The sequence below is a fragment of the Pseudomonas sp. SLFW genome, assembly GCF_009905615.1.
In the GTDB taxonomy this organism is placed as follows: Bacteria; Pseudomonadota; Gammaproteobacteria; order Pseudomonadales; family Pseudomonadaceae; genus Aquipseudomonas; species Aquipseudomonas bambusae.
Genome location: NZ_JAAAKW010000025.1, coordinates 15,926 through 30,173 on the forward strand (window position 1 = coordinate 15,926; position 14,248 = coordinate 30,173).

Here is a 14,248-nt window from a genome sequence, read left to right on the forward strand (position 1 = left end):
CGACTCAGTGGAACAAAGTGAACAGGCCTTTGCCGCCCACTTTGTAGTTGAGGCCACGGGCGCGTTCGCCTTTGATCTCGGCGTTGGGGCCGCTGACGATGGCGTAGGGCGGAATGGGTTTGGACACCACCGTGGCACCGCCGACCACCGCACCTTCACCCACGTCAGCGCCGAAGGACAGCAGCGCGCGACTGGCGATCCAGGCGTAATCCCGCACGTACACCGGTCCGCCAACCGCCCAGAATTCAGGGGCCTTGAGGTCGTGGCCACCGGCAATGATCAGCACATGGGACGCGATGGTGACGTGGTTGCCGATGAACAGCCCGCCCCGTGCGTCCAGCTGGCAATGCCAGCCGACGGTGCTGTCGTCGCCGATCCGCAGGCCATCGACCCCGAGGATTTCCGTGTTGCGCCACACCGTCGAGCCCTTGCCGATCTTCGCCCCGCCCATGCGCAGCCAGAACAGGCGCAGGGTGTGGCTGGGAATCTTGCAGATGAGGATGTTGTAGGCCTGCTCCCACGTGCGCAGCATGCGGTCGCGCAGGGTCGGCCAGTTGATGCCGTAGAGGGGAATCAGCGCCCCCGCCGTTTCATGGGACAGCAACCGATAGAAGCGCCGCGCCAGCGGCGGCTCGATGCGCGACTGAATGTCGAGGTAGCTGATGAAACACAGGGTCCTGTCCCTCATCGGGGTTTCGAAGCACACCTCGTTTGCCAGCATCCAGTCGTAGGTGCTTTCCAGTTCTTCAGCGCTGACCCCCATTTTGCGGGCGTATTCCGGCAGGGCCTCACGCAAATTGTGCGAGTGCATCATGCGGTGCTTCATGGTCGTTCCCCCGGATCGGATTCGATGGCTTGCGCACGCTGTTGCAAGCGTTTGGCTTCATGCAGGTTGACCCCGAGCAGCAGCCAGAACAGCGCGATCAGCACCGTGGTAAAGCTGAAATAGTGGTCGAACACGCCGCTGAACAACGCCGCCATCACCCCCACCCGGGTGCCCAGCCACAGCGCGGTGTCCCGACTCAGACTGACCAGGTTGTGCGGCAGTTTCGCTTCGCGCCACCAACTGACCGTCACCGCCACGAACAGCAGCATGCCGGGGATGCCCAGTTTGTAGATGTAATTCAGCCACAGGTTGGAAATGCCCCAGAGTCGGGTACCTGGAATGGGCGGGTCGACCTTGAAGCCGATGCCCAGCGGGAAGGCCCGCATGGCGTCGGGGAAGTGTGAGTACTCCTCGAAACGCACGGCGGTGCTGGCGTCGTCGCTGGTGAACAGGCCCGCGATCCGTTCCTGCAACGGCGGGTAGAACATCAGCAGCAGGCAGCCCAGCAGCACGCCGGTCATCAGCATGCGACCGACATAGGGCACACGCCGACGGGCCATCCAGCACATGACCACCACCAGGCTGACGAGTGCGCCCCGTGAACCGGTAAACAGCAAACCGGCCAGGGCCAGCACCGCCACGGCCAGGCCCAGCACCTTCACCGATCCTTCCCGGGTGACGCCGATGCAGAACGCCAGCGGCAAGAGCATGGCCATCGCACCCCCCGCGATGTTGGGGTGGGTCCAGGGCGTACCCATGCGCGTCGACAACCCGCTGAGGCCCTGATTGAGTGTGTCCAGGTTGCTGTAGCCCAGACCGCCGATGATGGAAATGATCGCCGTCGAGTTGCCGCTTTTCAGGTACACCGGGATCGACAGCAGCAACAGCAACAGCGTGCCGAGCAGCAACGCGATGGTCATCCGTTCCCGGGATTGTTCGTCGTTGAGCAAGCGTGGCACCAGAAACAACGGCGACAGGTTGAACAGCCAGCGCACCCAGTTGATCGGGCCGTTGCCCTCGACATGAACGCTCAGCTCGCCGACCACGAACGGCAGCGCGCTGAACATCATCAGGGCGATCAGCCAGCGCTCGGTGCGCATCAAGTGCAGCGGCGGAGTGTAGAGCGAGAACAGGCGATGGGCGAGCAGGCTGGCCCAGATCAGCATTAGCAAGGCTTCCGACACCGTGGTGCGGATGCCGATCTGCACCGTGGCGTAAGGCAGAAACGTGGCCAGCACCCCGAACAGCAACAGGCCGCGCAATGGGCGACGAACGATGGACAGTGCCGCCGCGACACCGGCCAGCGCCAACAGCACCTTGAGCGGCGGCAGCAGCAGGATCAGCACGCCGAACAGCAGGGCGAGCAAGGCGCCAACGGGCACGGCCAGTGGCATCAGCGCAGCTCCTCAAGCATGTCATTGAAGCGACGACGGAAGGCTTCGACGCCGTACCGTCCGGCCCACCCGCGCAGGGCGGCGGGGTCGTGGGGTTCTGCGGTGGACAGCACGCCCATCAGTCGCACCAGACCGGCGAGGTCGTCCGGCGCAAATCGCGGGCTGTCGTCAGGCGTCACCTCGTCCAGCGAGGAACCCGTGGCCACGGCGACCGGGGTGCCGACGCTCAGGGCCTCGACCACCGGCAGGCCGAAACCCTCGCCATAGGACGGCTGCCACAGACGCTCGGCCCGCTGGTACACGTGGTGCAATTGCGCGTCGCTGATGCCGCTGACAGGGTGCACGCCCGGTGTATCCCGTTGCGCTTGGGTGAGACAGTCGGCACCGCCGACCAGCACCAGGTCCGGCGTCCGGGGAAACTGACGGCGGGCGATCTGCCAGGCCTCGAAAAAGAACGGGATGTTCTTGCGCGGCTCGCGAGTGCCCACACACAGCCAGTAGCGTTCCGGCAATGGCGTGTCGAGTTCGACAGGCGCGACGCTGAAGCCTTCGACCACATGGGGCATGACCCGGATTTTGTGGCGGGCGCCGGGGAACAGCCGCACGGTTTCGTCGGCGGTGTACTGAGAGGGCACCCAGACCCGGTCGGCCACCTTGAGTGAATGGCCGATGGACAGCTGATCCGTCAGTCGATAGACCTTGGCCTTGAGGCGCGAGCCGTGGTTGTTCTGCATGGTCAGCTGGAACAAGTCATGCAACTGCAACACGTAGCGGATACCCGCCGGTTTACGCCCGATGGGCAGGCCCATGTTCAGGTTGGCGACGTAGATTTCAATCTCCGCTTCTTTCAAGGCACCCGGCAGAAATTGCGCTTCGAACCGCAGACGCTCGGGCAAGCGATGAATGCCGTTGAGCGGCGTTTCCCAGGTCGGGCAGTGGGCGATGCGCCGGATCGGGTGGTCGTACGGCCCGACGCTGAACAATTGCAATTGCACGTCGGGATGGGCGCGAAACGCTTCTTCCAGGGCGATGTTCTGCCGGCCGATGCCGCTGTTGGGAAAGCCCGTCGCAGGGCGGTAATCCAGTCCTACGCGCATGCGTGAGCGTCCTCTTGCTGATGAACCCGAGAATAGATGCCTTCCAGTTGCGCGGCGGACACTGACCAGTCGTGATGCTGACGGACATACGCCCGACCCGCTTCACCGATCTTCGCCAGCCGGGCCGGTTGTTCGATGGCTTCGGCCAGCAACCGCGCGAGGCCGTCAGCGTCGTCGCAGCGCAGGTAATGGGTGCCATCGACCACGTTCAGGCCTGAACAGCCTTGTTCGGTGGTGACCACGGTAAGGCCCGCTGCCATGGCTTCCAGCACTTTGAGTTTCGAGCCACCGCCCTCACGCAACGGAGCGAAGAAAATAGCCGCGTCCCGCTGCACCGTGCGCAGGTCCGGCACGTAGCCCAGCCAATCGATGCGCGGGTCGGCCCAACGCTGCGGCCAGTCATGGGGCAGGGCGAAACCGCCGATGGTCAGGCGCACCATCGGGTCGAGGTTCCACACCTTGGGCATGATGTGGTCCAGCGCCCATTGCACGGCATCGACGTTGGGGCCGTATTCGTAATTGCCGATGAACAGCAGGCGGCGGCTGTAGCGGTCCGGGCTGACCTTGGCGTAGTAGTCGCAGTCGACGCCGTTGACCACCAGATGGGTCGCCCTTGAGGTCATGCGCGACAAGCCTTTCGCGTCGTCTTCGGTGACCGCGACCAGCTCGCTGCTCATCGGGAAGATGCGCTTTTCCCACTGCCGGTAGCGCCACTGATCAAAGCGCACGAACGGTCGGGCCCAACCGGGAAAGTCCAGATAGCTGGCAGCGCCCAGACCGGATTCGATGTTGTGCTCCACCAGAATGAACGGCTTGCCGGAATGCCTGAGCGGCGCTTCGAACGGCTGGAACGCGTAGCTGTGCTGAATCTGGATCACGTCCCATGGCTCTTGCAGCAGGGTCTCGAATTCATGCTCCAACTGCGGGGAAAAGCCGTTGGCGCTGGCCAGCATCGGCGGCTTGGCGAAGGCCACGGCGAGCAGGGTGCGCACGCTGCGCAATGGCCGACGGGGCACCACGATCAGACGCTCAAGCCACGGCTCCAGGGCGGCGCGAGTGGCGTCGTCCAGCTCGGTTTTCGACTGCACCAACAGGGTGATGCGATGCCCCCGCGCTGCCAGGTTGCGCAGCAGGTGATATTCCCGTGTCTTGCCGCCGCTGGTGGTGGGCCAGGGCAGGTAGGGCAGTGTCCAGAGAATGCGCATGACTAGGGTTTCCACGCCAGGATTTGCAGGGTCGGGGTCAGCGCCATGTCCACGCCTTTGGCGTTGGCCAGTGAGCTGTGAGCGCCGGTCAGCGGGTCATACAACGTCGCGGTTTTGATGCCGGGAAAGGTCAGGTGCGCGCTGCTGGCGCTCCACGCCATGAGCAAGTGCGTGCCGTCCGGCTTGTTCCAGGAGATGGCGTACAGGTCTTCCGGCACCGAGGTCACGGGCGGCGGATCGGCGGGTTGCAGGGTCGGGCCCGTGACGTCAAAGAAATTCTTCAGCGCGGTGTAAACGGGTTTCGGTTCGCCGCTCAGGTCGAGCAAGCCATAGCCGCGATCACGGGGGGTGGCCCGTTCGTCCAGGTCGCTGAGGTTGAACAGAAAAATACGCTGATAGTCGAGCGTGCTCATCAACGCGAGACGACGCAGGGTGTAGTCGGCCTGGCCATCGAGCCCGATGACGCGCTGCATCTCCACCGGGCCGCTGTAACTCGACCAACCCCACTCGGTGGCCCACACCTGTTTCACCCCCTGATCGTGCAGGCTTTTATTGAGGTTGATGGCGCGAACCAGAAAGTCCCGGTCCGCCACCGAGTCGCCTTCCGGGTATTCGGAATAAGGGTGATACGCGGCGACGATATTCTGGCTGGCGAGGCCCCGATCCACCATCGCTTGCAGCATGTAGCCCGTCGAGCCGCGCATCTGCCCGTAATACGCCACCCCCGCCGTGACGATGGGTTTGTTCGGCAGTGCGCTGCGAATGGCCTTGGCCGTGGTGGTCAGGAGGTCGTAGTACGCCTCGGGATCTGGCTGCGGCAGCCAGACGATATTCGGCTCGTTCCACACCTGCCAGTGACTGACTTGCGGATAACGTTGGGCGAGGGCTGTCATGCGCTCGGCGAAAATCGTGTCGTCCCGTGGCGGGTACTGGTCGGTGTTGCTGGCGCCTTGGGGCGCGCTGCTGTCGAACGCGGCGGAACCCACCAGATAGGCGACGGTGTTGTAGTGGTGCGGGTCGGCGGCCTTCATCGCCGCGTCCAGCGCTTCCAGGTTGTATTGCCCGGGCGCCGGTTCGAGGATCGGCCAATGCAGGGTCCAGCGAATCCAGCCCAGGCCCAGTTGATCGAGACGGCTCATCTGTTTCTGGTAAATGTCCGGGGTGAAGTACTGGAACTGTACGTTGACCCCCAAAAAGTCTTTCCAGACCACCGGACGGGGCGCCCGCAGGATCGTCTCGGCCTCGACGGCCGGGCTGATCGACGTCAACGCACAGACACTTAAAACGGCCATCGCCAGCAACGCTTTTCCCGTCATTCAGCCACCTCGCATGCAGTTTGGAAGACTTGCCGGAATCGCTCGGCGGTCAGGCTCCAGACCCGCTCCCTGCCAAGAACGGAGGCCCGGTCAGCCCAGGTCTGTGCCAGTTGCGGCTGTTCGCACAACCTCGACAGCGCGTCGGTCAGCGCCTGGACATTGCCTTGCGGGTAAATCTCGCCGTTGCCATGGGACACCTCTTCGGCGAACGACCGGGCATCCGAGGTGATCACCCCGCGCCCGCACGCTGTCGCCCAGGACAGCGCCCCGCTGGTGCCGCGCAGTTTGCCGAGGATCTTCAACTTGCTCGATTCGCGGTACGGCAAGACCATGACGTGGTGGGCCTGAATCACATGAGGGATGTCCGCCGCCGGCAGGTCCAGGTGCCAGCCGATCAGGTCATTCAACCCTAGCTCACGAATGCGCTGGCGCAGTTGTTCGAGGTAGCTGCCGGACGGCCCGAACGCCATTTCCGGTTCGCTGCCCCCCGCTAACGTTAGTCGCACGCGAGCCCGCAGCGCAGGCTTTTCAACGAACAGCCGGGCCAGCGCTTCGAGCAGGTCCTCAATGCCTTTGCCCCGGTAGATGAACCCGAAATACAGCAGCTTGAGCGGTTGCAGCGGCGGCAGCGGTATCGGCGCAATGGGCAGATTGCCGTGGGGGATGACGGCCATCTGCGCCTGCTGCAACTTCATGCGCTCCATGAGGCTGCGGTTGCCCGCTTTGGTCAGGGTGATCAGCCGGGTCAGGCGCTGCGCCAACTGCCGTTCTTCATGCAGGCACAGCGGGTCGGCCAGCACCGTGGCGACTTCTGGCAACGGCGAGCGCAGCGACGACATCATCGACAGCGGCCATGGCAGCTGTTGTCGACGCCAGACCAGGCGTTCCGGATCATGAACGGTGGCGGTCAACGGCAAGTGCGCGAAGCGCTGGCGCAATGCGCGCAGGGCATGAAACTCGGCGAGACGGCCGCCACCGATTTCCGCATGCACCAGATCGATGCCTTGCCAGTCGGCCTCGGCCACCCGTTGTCGAGCGGCCTGTGGGTCGTTGCCGACGCCGTGCAGCGGCGTTCTGACGCGCACACCGAGGTCTTCCAGCGCCTGCTTGAGGTGTCCGGCGTAATCGGCGATGCCGTTCTGCTCTGGCGGCAGCGGGGCGAGGAGGGCGATCTGCATCTTAATGGTGGCTCCGATAACGGCCGATCCAGGTCAGCACTTTTTCCGGAATCTCGAAGCGACGGCGGTTGAGGATCACGCCATCGACGTGCTTGAACGCGGTGGACAGCGTCGCCAGTGCGTTTTGCAGTTTCGGCACGGTGGACTTTTCGGCTTCGATCACCAGCACGATCAGGTCGGCGTCGCGCAGGTGCACGAACGCTTCCTGCTTGCTGTAGAAATCCGAGGCGTCGATCAGCTGGATTTCTCCGGCTTCGGCGGTGCGCCCATCGCCCACCCGCACGGTGTGACCCAGCTCCACCAGCAGGTCGCGCAGGTGTTCGATCACAAAGGTCACGCCTTCCCCGGCATTGGCAGACGTGATGCCGATGCTCAAGCCACGTTCCGGCACCTGTTTGAGCGGCAGCACGCTGTAAAGGCGATAAAGGCTGGCCGTGAAGGCGCTGCGTGGCGGGCCTTTCGGGGCGTCCAGGTCTTGCAGGGTGGTCCACACCGGCACGCCAAATTGCGCCTCGATCTTGTCGGCATCGTGGATGCGCTGATCGATCAGGTAGAAGAGGTACATCGCCAACAGACCGACGCCGATACTCAGTGGAATCGCCACCAGCAACAGCACCAGGCTTTTCGGGAAGACCTTGCTCGGGTTGAGCGTGGCCTGTTCGATGACGGCGATGTTGCTGATGCGTTTGTTGTCCAGTTCGCGGTCGATGCGCGCTTTCTCCAGGCTGACGGTGTACAGCGCGTAGTTCTTGTCCTCGGCTTCCAGCTCGCTTTGCAGGCGCGCGAATTGCGGTTCCAGGTCCAGCGCTTCTTGCCGGTCTTTCTCCAGTTGCTCCAGCTGGGCATCCAGTTGCTTGAGCTGCACCAGCAGGCGGGTGTAGCTGGCCTGCTGGTCATTCAGGATGTTCTGCAAGCGGGTGAACAGCGGGTTGGGGGCGATGTTTTCGGTGCGCTGAACCGTGGTGCTGTGGCTCTTCCACAGCGCCTTGAGGTTATTGATTTCGTTATCCAGCGCAATGACCGGCGGCGCGCTTTCCTTGTAGGAGCGCAGCAGTTCCTGCCGTTCGACTTCCTTGCCGTTGATGCGGCTTTCCAGGTCCTGGCGAGTCGGGTTCAGCGCCAGTTCCTTGCCGGAGCTGATGAGCCGGGTCTGCTTGTTGATCTGCTCCTGTATCTTGTCGATCCCGGCCTTGGTCGCTGCGATCGAGCGCAGGGTGTTGTTGCGCTCGGTGCGCAGGTCGTTAAGGCCTTGGGAAACATCGGCCAGGCGCTGGTTGATGCTGACGGCGCCCAGCTTGTTGAGCAAAGTCTGAATCTGGTGTTTGTGGTCGAGAATATTGGCCTGAGTGTCCTTCACTTCCTGCTCGTAGAAGGCATACAGGCTGACACGGCCCAGTGTACGGGTGCGCTCATCCTCGAAGCGGTCGACCCAGGTCCTGAGGATTTCCTGAGCCACCTCGGGATCGCCCCAGGTGAAGGTCAGTTCCATGACCGAAGAGCCCGGATCGTGACTGGCCTTGAAGTTCTTCTCCATGTCTTCGGCGATGCGGTCTTCCTGCGAGCGCTCTGCCACCAGACCGACGAACTCCAGGGTGCTGCGCGCCGCATTGACCAGCCATTCGAACAGGATGTTGGGCGCGTTTTTCAGCGTGGCGACGAAGCCTGACTCGCGTCGCGCGTTGGCCATTTTCTCCATGTACTCATGGGCGACCTGGCGGATGATTGGCCGCCCGGTGAGCATCCGCTCCTCGTCCAGAAGCGGGTCACGCAGGGCACTGGGCACGGCGATGGATTGGCGGTCGGCCAGCTCGATCGGCACGGTGCTGGTATCGCGGCCAGGCTTGACCAGCAACAGCGCCGTGGACTCGTAACGGCTGGGCAGCAGAAACGCGCCCAGCACGATAATGGCGAACGTCGCGATGACGGTGATCTGGACTTCACGCCGAAAGATGAAAAACAGGCGTAGCAGATCGCGGAATGAGCGGATCGTGATCATGTTCGGCAGTCCCTTCCGATTAGTTGCTGTCGCGCAAGTTGTAATTCACGCCGAAGCCCAACGATTTCGAGAAGGGGATCAACTGATTGAAATACGTGTTTACGCCGTCGATCCGGTTGCCCACCGTCGATTTGGGCACGAACACGACATCGCCGCGCTGCAACAGCACCGGCGCACTTGGACCGCCACCCTTCGCGTACAGCAGCTTGCTGTAATCGAAAAAGTAGGTCTTGTAGAGGCCGTCGTCGCCCTGACGCAGCAGCGCCACCTTGGTCGCGTCGGCGTCGGGGTTGATCCCGCCCGCGCCCACCAGGGCCTGCTCCAGATTGGTCACGACGGGCACCGGCAGGTTGGAGGGGTTGCGCACCGCGCCGCCAACGAACACCACATTGCTGGGTGCCTGGCTGATGTTGATGGTCAACGCCGTTTCCCGATACACCGGCGCCAGTTTGGCCTCCAGCACCTCGATCAACTGCGGAACCGTAAGGCCAGCCGCTTTCACTGAACCGATATAGGGGTAGGAAAAGGTGCCGTCATTGAGCACCGGGAACAGCGTCAACTCGTAGATCGAGTTGGCCGTGAACGCTGAAATCGAGGGGGCCTCACCGGTGTTGCGCACGATGCGCAGGGTGTCACCGGCGTGAATCCGTTCCGGCGGCAATGGCTTGCCTGCGAGGGCTTTACCGGCGTCTTCGGCCGCCTTGATCTCGGGGGATTCAGGGAGGCCGATCCGTGCCGGCGTGTTGCACGCGCACAGCAGTAGGACGCTGGCGAGCAACAGCGTGTTTTTCATTGGTCCAAAACTCCTGTCATGCATGAATACGGCTCCCTTGCGGGTAAAACAATCATGTCGGCGATACTGCCAAGTCCAATGTCGGGTGTTGCTGGGTGTCGGGTCGAATTCGGTCTCGTTGGGGTAATGGCCGCGACGGGCGCGGCCAGTGTCGGGTGGTCGCGAGGGTCAGACTTTTGGAGCGTCTGGCACACGACCGTAGATGTCAGTGAAGCGCACGATGTCGTCTTCACCAAGGTACTCGCCGCTCTGCACCTCGATCATCACCAGGTCGATGACCCCCGGATTGACCAGTCGGTGGGTGTGGCCCGGCTTGATGAAGGTCGATTCGTTGGTGTCGAGCATGAATTCGCGATCATTGTTGGTGACCCGCGCCATGCCGCTGACCACGATCCAGTGTTCGCTGCGGTGGTGGTGCATTTGCAGCGACAGCGACCCTTGCGGCTTGACCACGATGCGTTTGATCTTGAAGCGTTTGCCTTCCTCCAGCACCGTGTAGGTGCCCCACGGGCGGGTCACGGTGTTGTGCAGCAGGTACGCCGGATGGCCTTGGCGCTTGAGCTCCTGAGCGATCAGCTTGACCTCTTGAGTACGCTCGGCATCGGCAATCAGCAGGGCGTCAGGGGTGTCGATGATGATCAGGTTGTCCAGGCCCACGGCGCCGACCAGACGTTTCTTCGAGTCGATGTAGCAGTTGGTCACGTCGTGTAGCACCACTTGCCCGTTGTACTGGTTGCCGTTGACATCGGCGGGCACGAGTTCGCGAATCGCTTGCCACGAACCGATGTCGCTCCAGCCCAGCTCGCAAGGCACCACCGCGACTTTTTGCGAACGTTCCAGCAAGGCGTAATCGATGGAAATGTCCGGCACTTGAGCGAAGGTGGTGGCGTCCAGCTCCATTTGCAGTTCGTTGCTGCCTTCCTTGCTCTTGCATTGCTTCAGGCAATGGCGCACAGCCGCCAGCACGTCCGGCGCGTGGGTTTCCAGTTCACGCAGCAGCACGTCGATCCGCAGGCAGAACATCCCCGCATTCCACAGGTGCAAGCCACCCTTGAGGTACTCCTGAGCAGTGCTGGCGTCCGGTTTTTCCACGAATCGGGCGACTTGGTAGCCCTTGTCGTTCAGGGCCTGGCCTTTTTCGATGTAACCGTAGCCGGTCTCTGCACGGGTCGGAATCAGCCCGAATGTCACCAACCAACCGTCGTCCGCCAGTTTTTGCGCGTCCTGCACAGCGGTGGTGAACGCAGCGATGTCGGTGATCAATTGGTCGGCTGGCAGAATCAACAGCTGTGCGTCATCGCCGTGCAATTCCTGCACATGCAATGCCGCCGCTGCGATGGCCGGTGCGGTGTTGCGACCAAACGGCTCCAGGAGAAAATCCAAGTGCAGCTTATGGTCGTTCAGCAGCCGATAATCGTCGACGGTGCGGAAATAGACTTCCCGATTGGTGACGGTCAGTAAGCTCTGCACGCCGGGCAAATTGCTGGCGCGGTTGAAGGTCTTTTGCAACAGGCTTTCGCCGTCGGGCAAACGCATGAAAGGTTTGGGCATCGCCTCACGGGAGACTGGCCACAAACGGGTGCCGGCACCGCCGGCGATAATGCAGGGAATCAGGGTGCCCATCAGTAAGCCTCGCGAGAGAAAAGCACTGCCGGAACAGTGCGCAGAAGGATGTATAAATCGAACCAGACGGACCAGTTTTCGATGTATTCAAGATCGAATTCGACCCGCTTTTCGATCTTCTCCACGGTATCTGTCTCACCACGAAAACCGTTGATCTGCGCCAGCCCGGTGATGCCCGGCTTGACTCGATGACGCGAGGTGTACTCCTTGACAGCTTGCTCGAACAAAATGCCCGCGGCCTTGGTGGCCGTGGCATGTGGGCGCGGCCCCACCATGGACATGCTGCCCGCGAACACGTTGAACAGTTGCGGTAACTCATCCAGGCTGGTCTTGCGAATGAAGCGCCCGACACGAGTGACCCTGGCGTCGCCCTTGACGGTCTGTTGCTCGGCGGTGGCGTCGGCCTGATGGGTGTACATCGAGCGGAATTTGCACACCGTGATCAGGCGGTTGTTGTAACCGTAGCGTTTCTGCCAGAACAACACGGGCCCACGGGAGTTCAGCTTGATGGCGAGGGCAACGGCGGCCATGACCGGCGACAGCAGCAGAATCGCCACGCTCGACAGCACCATGTCTTCGATGCGTTTGAACAGGGGCGACCATCCGCGCAACGGTACGTCCGAGGCGTTGAACATCGGCAGGCTGGCGACTTCGGTGATGCGGTTGTGGGCGTGACGGAACGCGACCATGTCGGGCACCAGCAACACATTCACCGGCAGGCGACGCAATTCACGAATGATGTAGTCCATGCGGTTTTCGGCGGACCAGGGCAGGGCCACCAGCACTTGCGTGACTTTCTCTTCGCGGATCAGGGTTTCCAGGTCGCGGGTATTACCCAAGAGCGGGAGGTTAGCCATGGTTTTGGGCAGGCGACCGATGCGGTCGTCGATGAAGCCCAATACACCCGAACGAATGTCCTGGTTTTGCAGCATGTACTCGGCGAGCCGCTGGCCGTTTTCTGTCGCGCCGAGAATCACGGCGCTTTGCAGGAAGAATCCACGGGCCATCAGGCGCTTGTAGATGATCAGCAGCAGCAACCGTTCGGCGCAAAACATCACCAGGCTGGCGAAGAACCAGACCATCAGTTGCTCTTGGGTGATGTAGACGAACAGGTCCATGGCCTTGTGCATGAACAGCAGCACACAGAACGCGGAGGACCAGACGAACAGGATCATTTTGAAGCGTGACCGGTTGCTGAAGATGATCTCGGAATACACCCCCAGCGCCTGGAACATCAGCACGCAGACTACGCCAAAGAACACCTGCACCATCACGTAACTTTCCGGTGGTGTGGGCGTATCGGTCTTCCAGAAGGTAAAAATCAGGATGCCGGGCAGAACGGATGTGACCCCGTGTACCAACCTGACGGCGAACAGGAAATACTCGATCAGGCTTGTGCGTGTCAGCAGAAGGCTGTCGACCGGTTGCAGTCGCATAAGACGTCCTCACATCTTCAATCCGTGAATCCATGACTGGCTTATCTGACCGGTCCCACCCATAAAAGTCAAGATACTGACTTTTCGAACCGATAATTCCAAATTAGCCAATATTTTGTCGATTAGGCGCTCTCTCGATCTGCATTTCAATCCCGCCGATGAGAAAAAATCCCATTGATTCTCAAAGTGGCGTAGGACTACTCCCAAATGCGGATCGGTAAATCCCTCAAACGAGTGCCTGACCAGAGTAAAGCCCATGAAACATCCTGTGTCATGGCAATGAGGCCTTCGGATCGGCCAAAAGCGCGTCTTGGATCCGCATCGTGCGGGAGGAGAGGCAGCATGGAGTCCAATGACGGCGGGGTTTTGGCCCTTTCCGGGTGCGGGCAAAATTTTTTTTACAACACGGCTTTTTCCGACAGGCTTGAGGTCAACATCTCACGCAACGAAATGCACGCACAGAGGGAAGGTTTATGACGGAGCGCAGAGCAGTATTGATTCTTCACGGCAAACAGGCGCTCAACGAGGACGTTCGCCAGGCCGTGCAACGCAAGCGCAAGCATGGATGGGAACTGGACGTGCGAGTGACCTGGGAGGGCGGTGATGCACAGCGTCTGGTGACCGAAGCACTGGATGCCGGGCACCGCGAGATCATCGCAGGCGGCGGTGACGGCACGTTAAGGGATGTGGCCGAAGCACTGGCATTGGCCCACAGCGACGCCCATCTGACGATTCTGCCACTGGGCACCGCCAACGATTTTGCCCGCTCGGCGGGCGTGCCGCTGGAGATCGAGCGGGCACTGGACCTGCTGGACGTGCCCGCGCGCAAGGTGGACATGGGTTCGGTGGACGGTCAGCTGTTTCTCAACATGGCGACGGGCGGCTTCGGCAGCCAAGTGACGGCCAACACCTCCGAAGACCTGAAAAAAGTGCTGGGCGGCGCGGCCTATCTGTTTACCGGCTTGTCGCGCTTCAGCGAATTGAAAGCGGCCTATGGCGAATTGAACGGCCCTGACTTCCACTGGCGCGGTGATCTGCTCGCGCTTGGAATCGGCAACGGTCGGCAAGCGGGCGGCGGTCATCCTTTGTGCCCCCATGCGCTGGCGGATGATGGCCTGCTGGACATCAGCATTCTCCCTGCGCCGCAGGAAGTGGTCGGCACCCTCAAAAGCCTGCTGGAAGGCGGGCTCGGCATCGACAACCTGTTCGTTCGGGCACGGCTGCCGTGGGTGGAACTGAAGTCGGCGCAGGGGCTGGACATCAACCTGGACGGCGAACCGCTGCGCGGGGAAAACCTGCGTTTCGAAGCACGCCCCGGCGCCCTGCATATTCACCTGCCAGCGCATTCGCCGCTGCTGGGCGGGGTGAAGCGGATCGAGTGAGT

12 protein-coding genes are annotated in these 14,248 nt (G+C 61.9%); 2 read left to right on the plus strand and 10 right to left on the minus strand.

Going from position 1 to position 14,248, the window contains the following annotated elements; translation table 11 throughout:
* Positions 1-4: 4 nt before the first annotated feature.
* The 10 genes from GVN17_RS26375 to GVN17_RS26420 form a co-directional block, all read right to left on the minus strand.
* The gene (locus GVN17_RS26375) at positions 5-826 is read right to left on the minus strand and encodes an acyltransferase (RefSeq protein WP_166598228.1); all 822 of its coding nucleotides are present in this window, start codon (positions 824-826) and stop codon (positions 5-7) included.
* Positions 823-2,220 (minus strand): O-antigen ligase, encoded by a 1,398-nt coding sequence (locus GVN17_RS26380; protein ID WP_166598229.1) that lies wholly within the window; start codon positions 2,218-2,220, stop codon positions 823-825. Before GVN17_RS26380 ends, GVN17_RS26375 begins: the two co-directional genes overlap by 4 nt.
* On the minus strand, positions 2,220-3,317 hold the full coding sequence (locus GVN17_RS26385) for a glycosyltransferase family 1 protein (protein WP_166598230.1): 1,098 nt from the start codon (positions 3,315-3,317) through the stop codon (positions 2,220-2,222). Before GVN17_RS26385 ends, GVN17_RS26380 begins: the two co-directional genes overlap by 1 nt.
* Complete coding sequence (locus tag GVN17_RS26390) at positions 3,308-4,522, minus strand: glycosyltransferase family 4 protein (protein ID WP_166598231.1); 1,215 nt, start codon at positions 4,520-4,522, stop codon at positions 3,308-3,310. Before GVN17_RS26390 ends, GVN17_RS26385 begins: the two co-directional genes overlap by 10 nt.
* 2 nt (positions 4,523-4,524) lie before the next feature.
* Positions 4,525-5,838, minus strand: a complete 1,314-nt coding sequence (locus GVN17_RS26395) for a cellulase family glycosylhydrolase (RefSeq protein ID WP_166598232.1) — start codon at positions 5,836-5,838, stop codon at positions 4,525-4,527.
* Positions 5,835-7,016 (minus strand): glycosyltransferase, encoded by a 1,182-nt coding sequence (locus GVN17_RS26400; protein ID WP_166598233.1) that lies wholly within the window; start codon positions 7,014-7,016, stop codon positions 5,835-5,837. The genes GVN17_RS26395 and GVN17_RS26400 overlap by 4 nt, the downstream gene beginning before the upstream one ends.
* 1 nt (position 7,017) lies before the next feature.
* Positions 7,018-9,012 (minus strand): exopolysaccharide transport family protein, encoded by a 1,995-nt coding sequence (locus GVN17_RS26405; RefSeq protein WP_166598234.1) that lies wholly within the window; start codon positions 9,010-9,012, stop codon positions 7,018-7,020.
* Positions 9,013-9,031: 19 nt separating this feature from the next.
* Positions 9,032-9,805, minus strand: a complete 774-nt coding sequence (locus GVN17_RS26410; protein WP_166598235.1) for a polysaccharide biosynthesis/export family protein — start codon at positions 9,803-9,805, stop codon at positions 9,032-9,034.
* Between the two features lie 168 nt (positions 9,806-9,973).
* Complete coding sequence (locus GVN17_RS26415; protein ID WP_166598236.1) at positions 9,974-11,428, minus strand: mannose-1-phosphate guanylyltransferase/mannose-6-phosphate isomerase; 1,455 nt, start codon at positions 11,426-11,428, stop codon at positions 9,974-9,976.
* A complete protein-coding gene (locus GVN17_RS26420; protein ID WP_166598237.1) occupies positions 11,428-12,864 on the minus strand; it encodes an undecaprenyl-phosphate glucose phosphotransferase in 1,437 nt (478 codons plus the stop codon). The genes GVN17_RS26415 and GVN17_RS26420 overlap by 1 nt, the downstream gene beginning before the upstream one ends.
* A 342-nt stretch (positions 12,865-13,206) precedes the next feature.
* On the opposite strand from GVN17_RS26420, the gene GVN17_RS29750 reads away from it, so the two are divergent.
* Positions 13,207-13,341: a hypothetical protein gene (locus tag GVN17_RS29750; protein WP_256665395.1), complete on the plus strand. Its 135-nt coding sequence runs from the start codon at positions 13,207-13,209 to the stop codon at positions 13,339-13,341.
* On the plus strand, positions 13,338-14,246 hold the full coding sequence (gene yegS, locus GVN17_RS26425) for a lipid kinase YegS (RefSeq protein WP_166598238.1): 909 nt from the start codon (positions 13,338-13,340) through the stop codon (positions 14,244-14,246). The genes GVN17_RS29750 and yegS overlap by 4 nt, the downstream gene beginning before the upstream one ends.
* Positions 14,247-14,248: the final 2 nt, after the last annotated feature.

Excerpts from the sequence above, each read along its gene's own strand:
- GVN17_RS26375 (WP_166598228.1), bottom strand. The coding sequence starts at position 826 with ATGAAGCACCGCATGATGCACTCGCACAATTTGCGTGAGGCCCTGCCG.
- GVN17_RS26380 (WP_166598229.1), bottom strand. The coding sequence starts at position 2,220 with ATGCCACTGGCCGTGCCCGTTGGCGCCTTGCTCGCCCTGCTGTTCGGC.
- GVN17_RS26385 (WP_166598230.1), bottom strand. The coding sequence starts at position 3,317 with ATGCGCGTAGGACTGGATTACCGCCCTGCGACGGGCTTTCCCAACAGC.
- GVN17_RS26390 (WP_166598231.1), bottom strand. The coding sequence starts at position 4,522 with ATGCGCATTCTCTGGACACTGCCCTACCTGCCCTGGCCCACCACCAGC.
- GVN17_RS26395 (WP_166598232.1), bottom strand. The coding sequence starts at position 5,838 with ATGACGGGAAAAGCGTTGCTGGCGATGGCCGTTTTAAGTGTCTGTGCG.
- GVN17_RS26400 (WP_166598233.1), bottom strand. The coding sequence starts at position 7,016 with ATGCAGATCGCCCTCCTCGCCCCGCTGCCGCCAGAGCAGAACGGCATC.
- GVN17_RS26405 (WP_166598234.1), bottom strand. The coding sequence starts at position 9,012 with ATGATCACGATCCGCTCATTCCGCGATCTGCTACGCCTGTTTTTCATC.
- GVN17_RS26410 (WP_166598235.1), bottom strand. The coding sequence starts at position 9,805 with ATGAAAAACACGCTGTTGCTCGCCAGCGTCCTACTGCTGTGCGCGTGC.
- GVN17_RS26415 (WP_166598236.1), bottom strand. The coding sequence starts at position 11,428 with ATGGGCACCCTGATTCCCTGCATTATCGCCGGCGGTGCCGGCACCCGT.
- GVN17_RS26420 (WP_166598237.1), bottom strand. The coding sequence starts at position 12,864 with ATGCGACTGCAACCGGTCGACAGCCTTCTGCTGACACGCACAAGCCTG.
- GVN17_RS29750 (WP_256665395.1), top strand. The coding sequence starts at position 13,207 with ATGGAGTCCAATGACGGCGGGGTTTTGGCCCTTTCCGGGTGCGGGCAA.
- yegS (WP_166598238.1), top strand. The coding sequence starts at position 13,338 with ATGACGGAGCGCAGAGCAGTATTGATTCTTCACGGCAAACAGGCGCTC.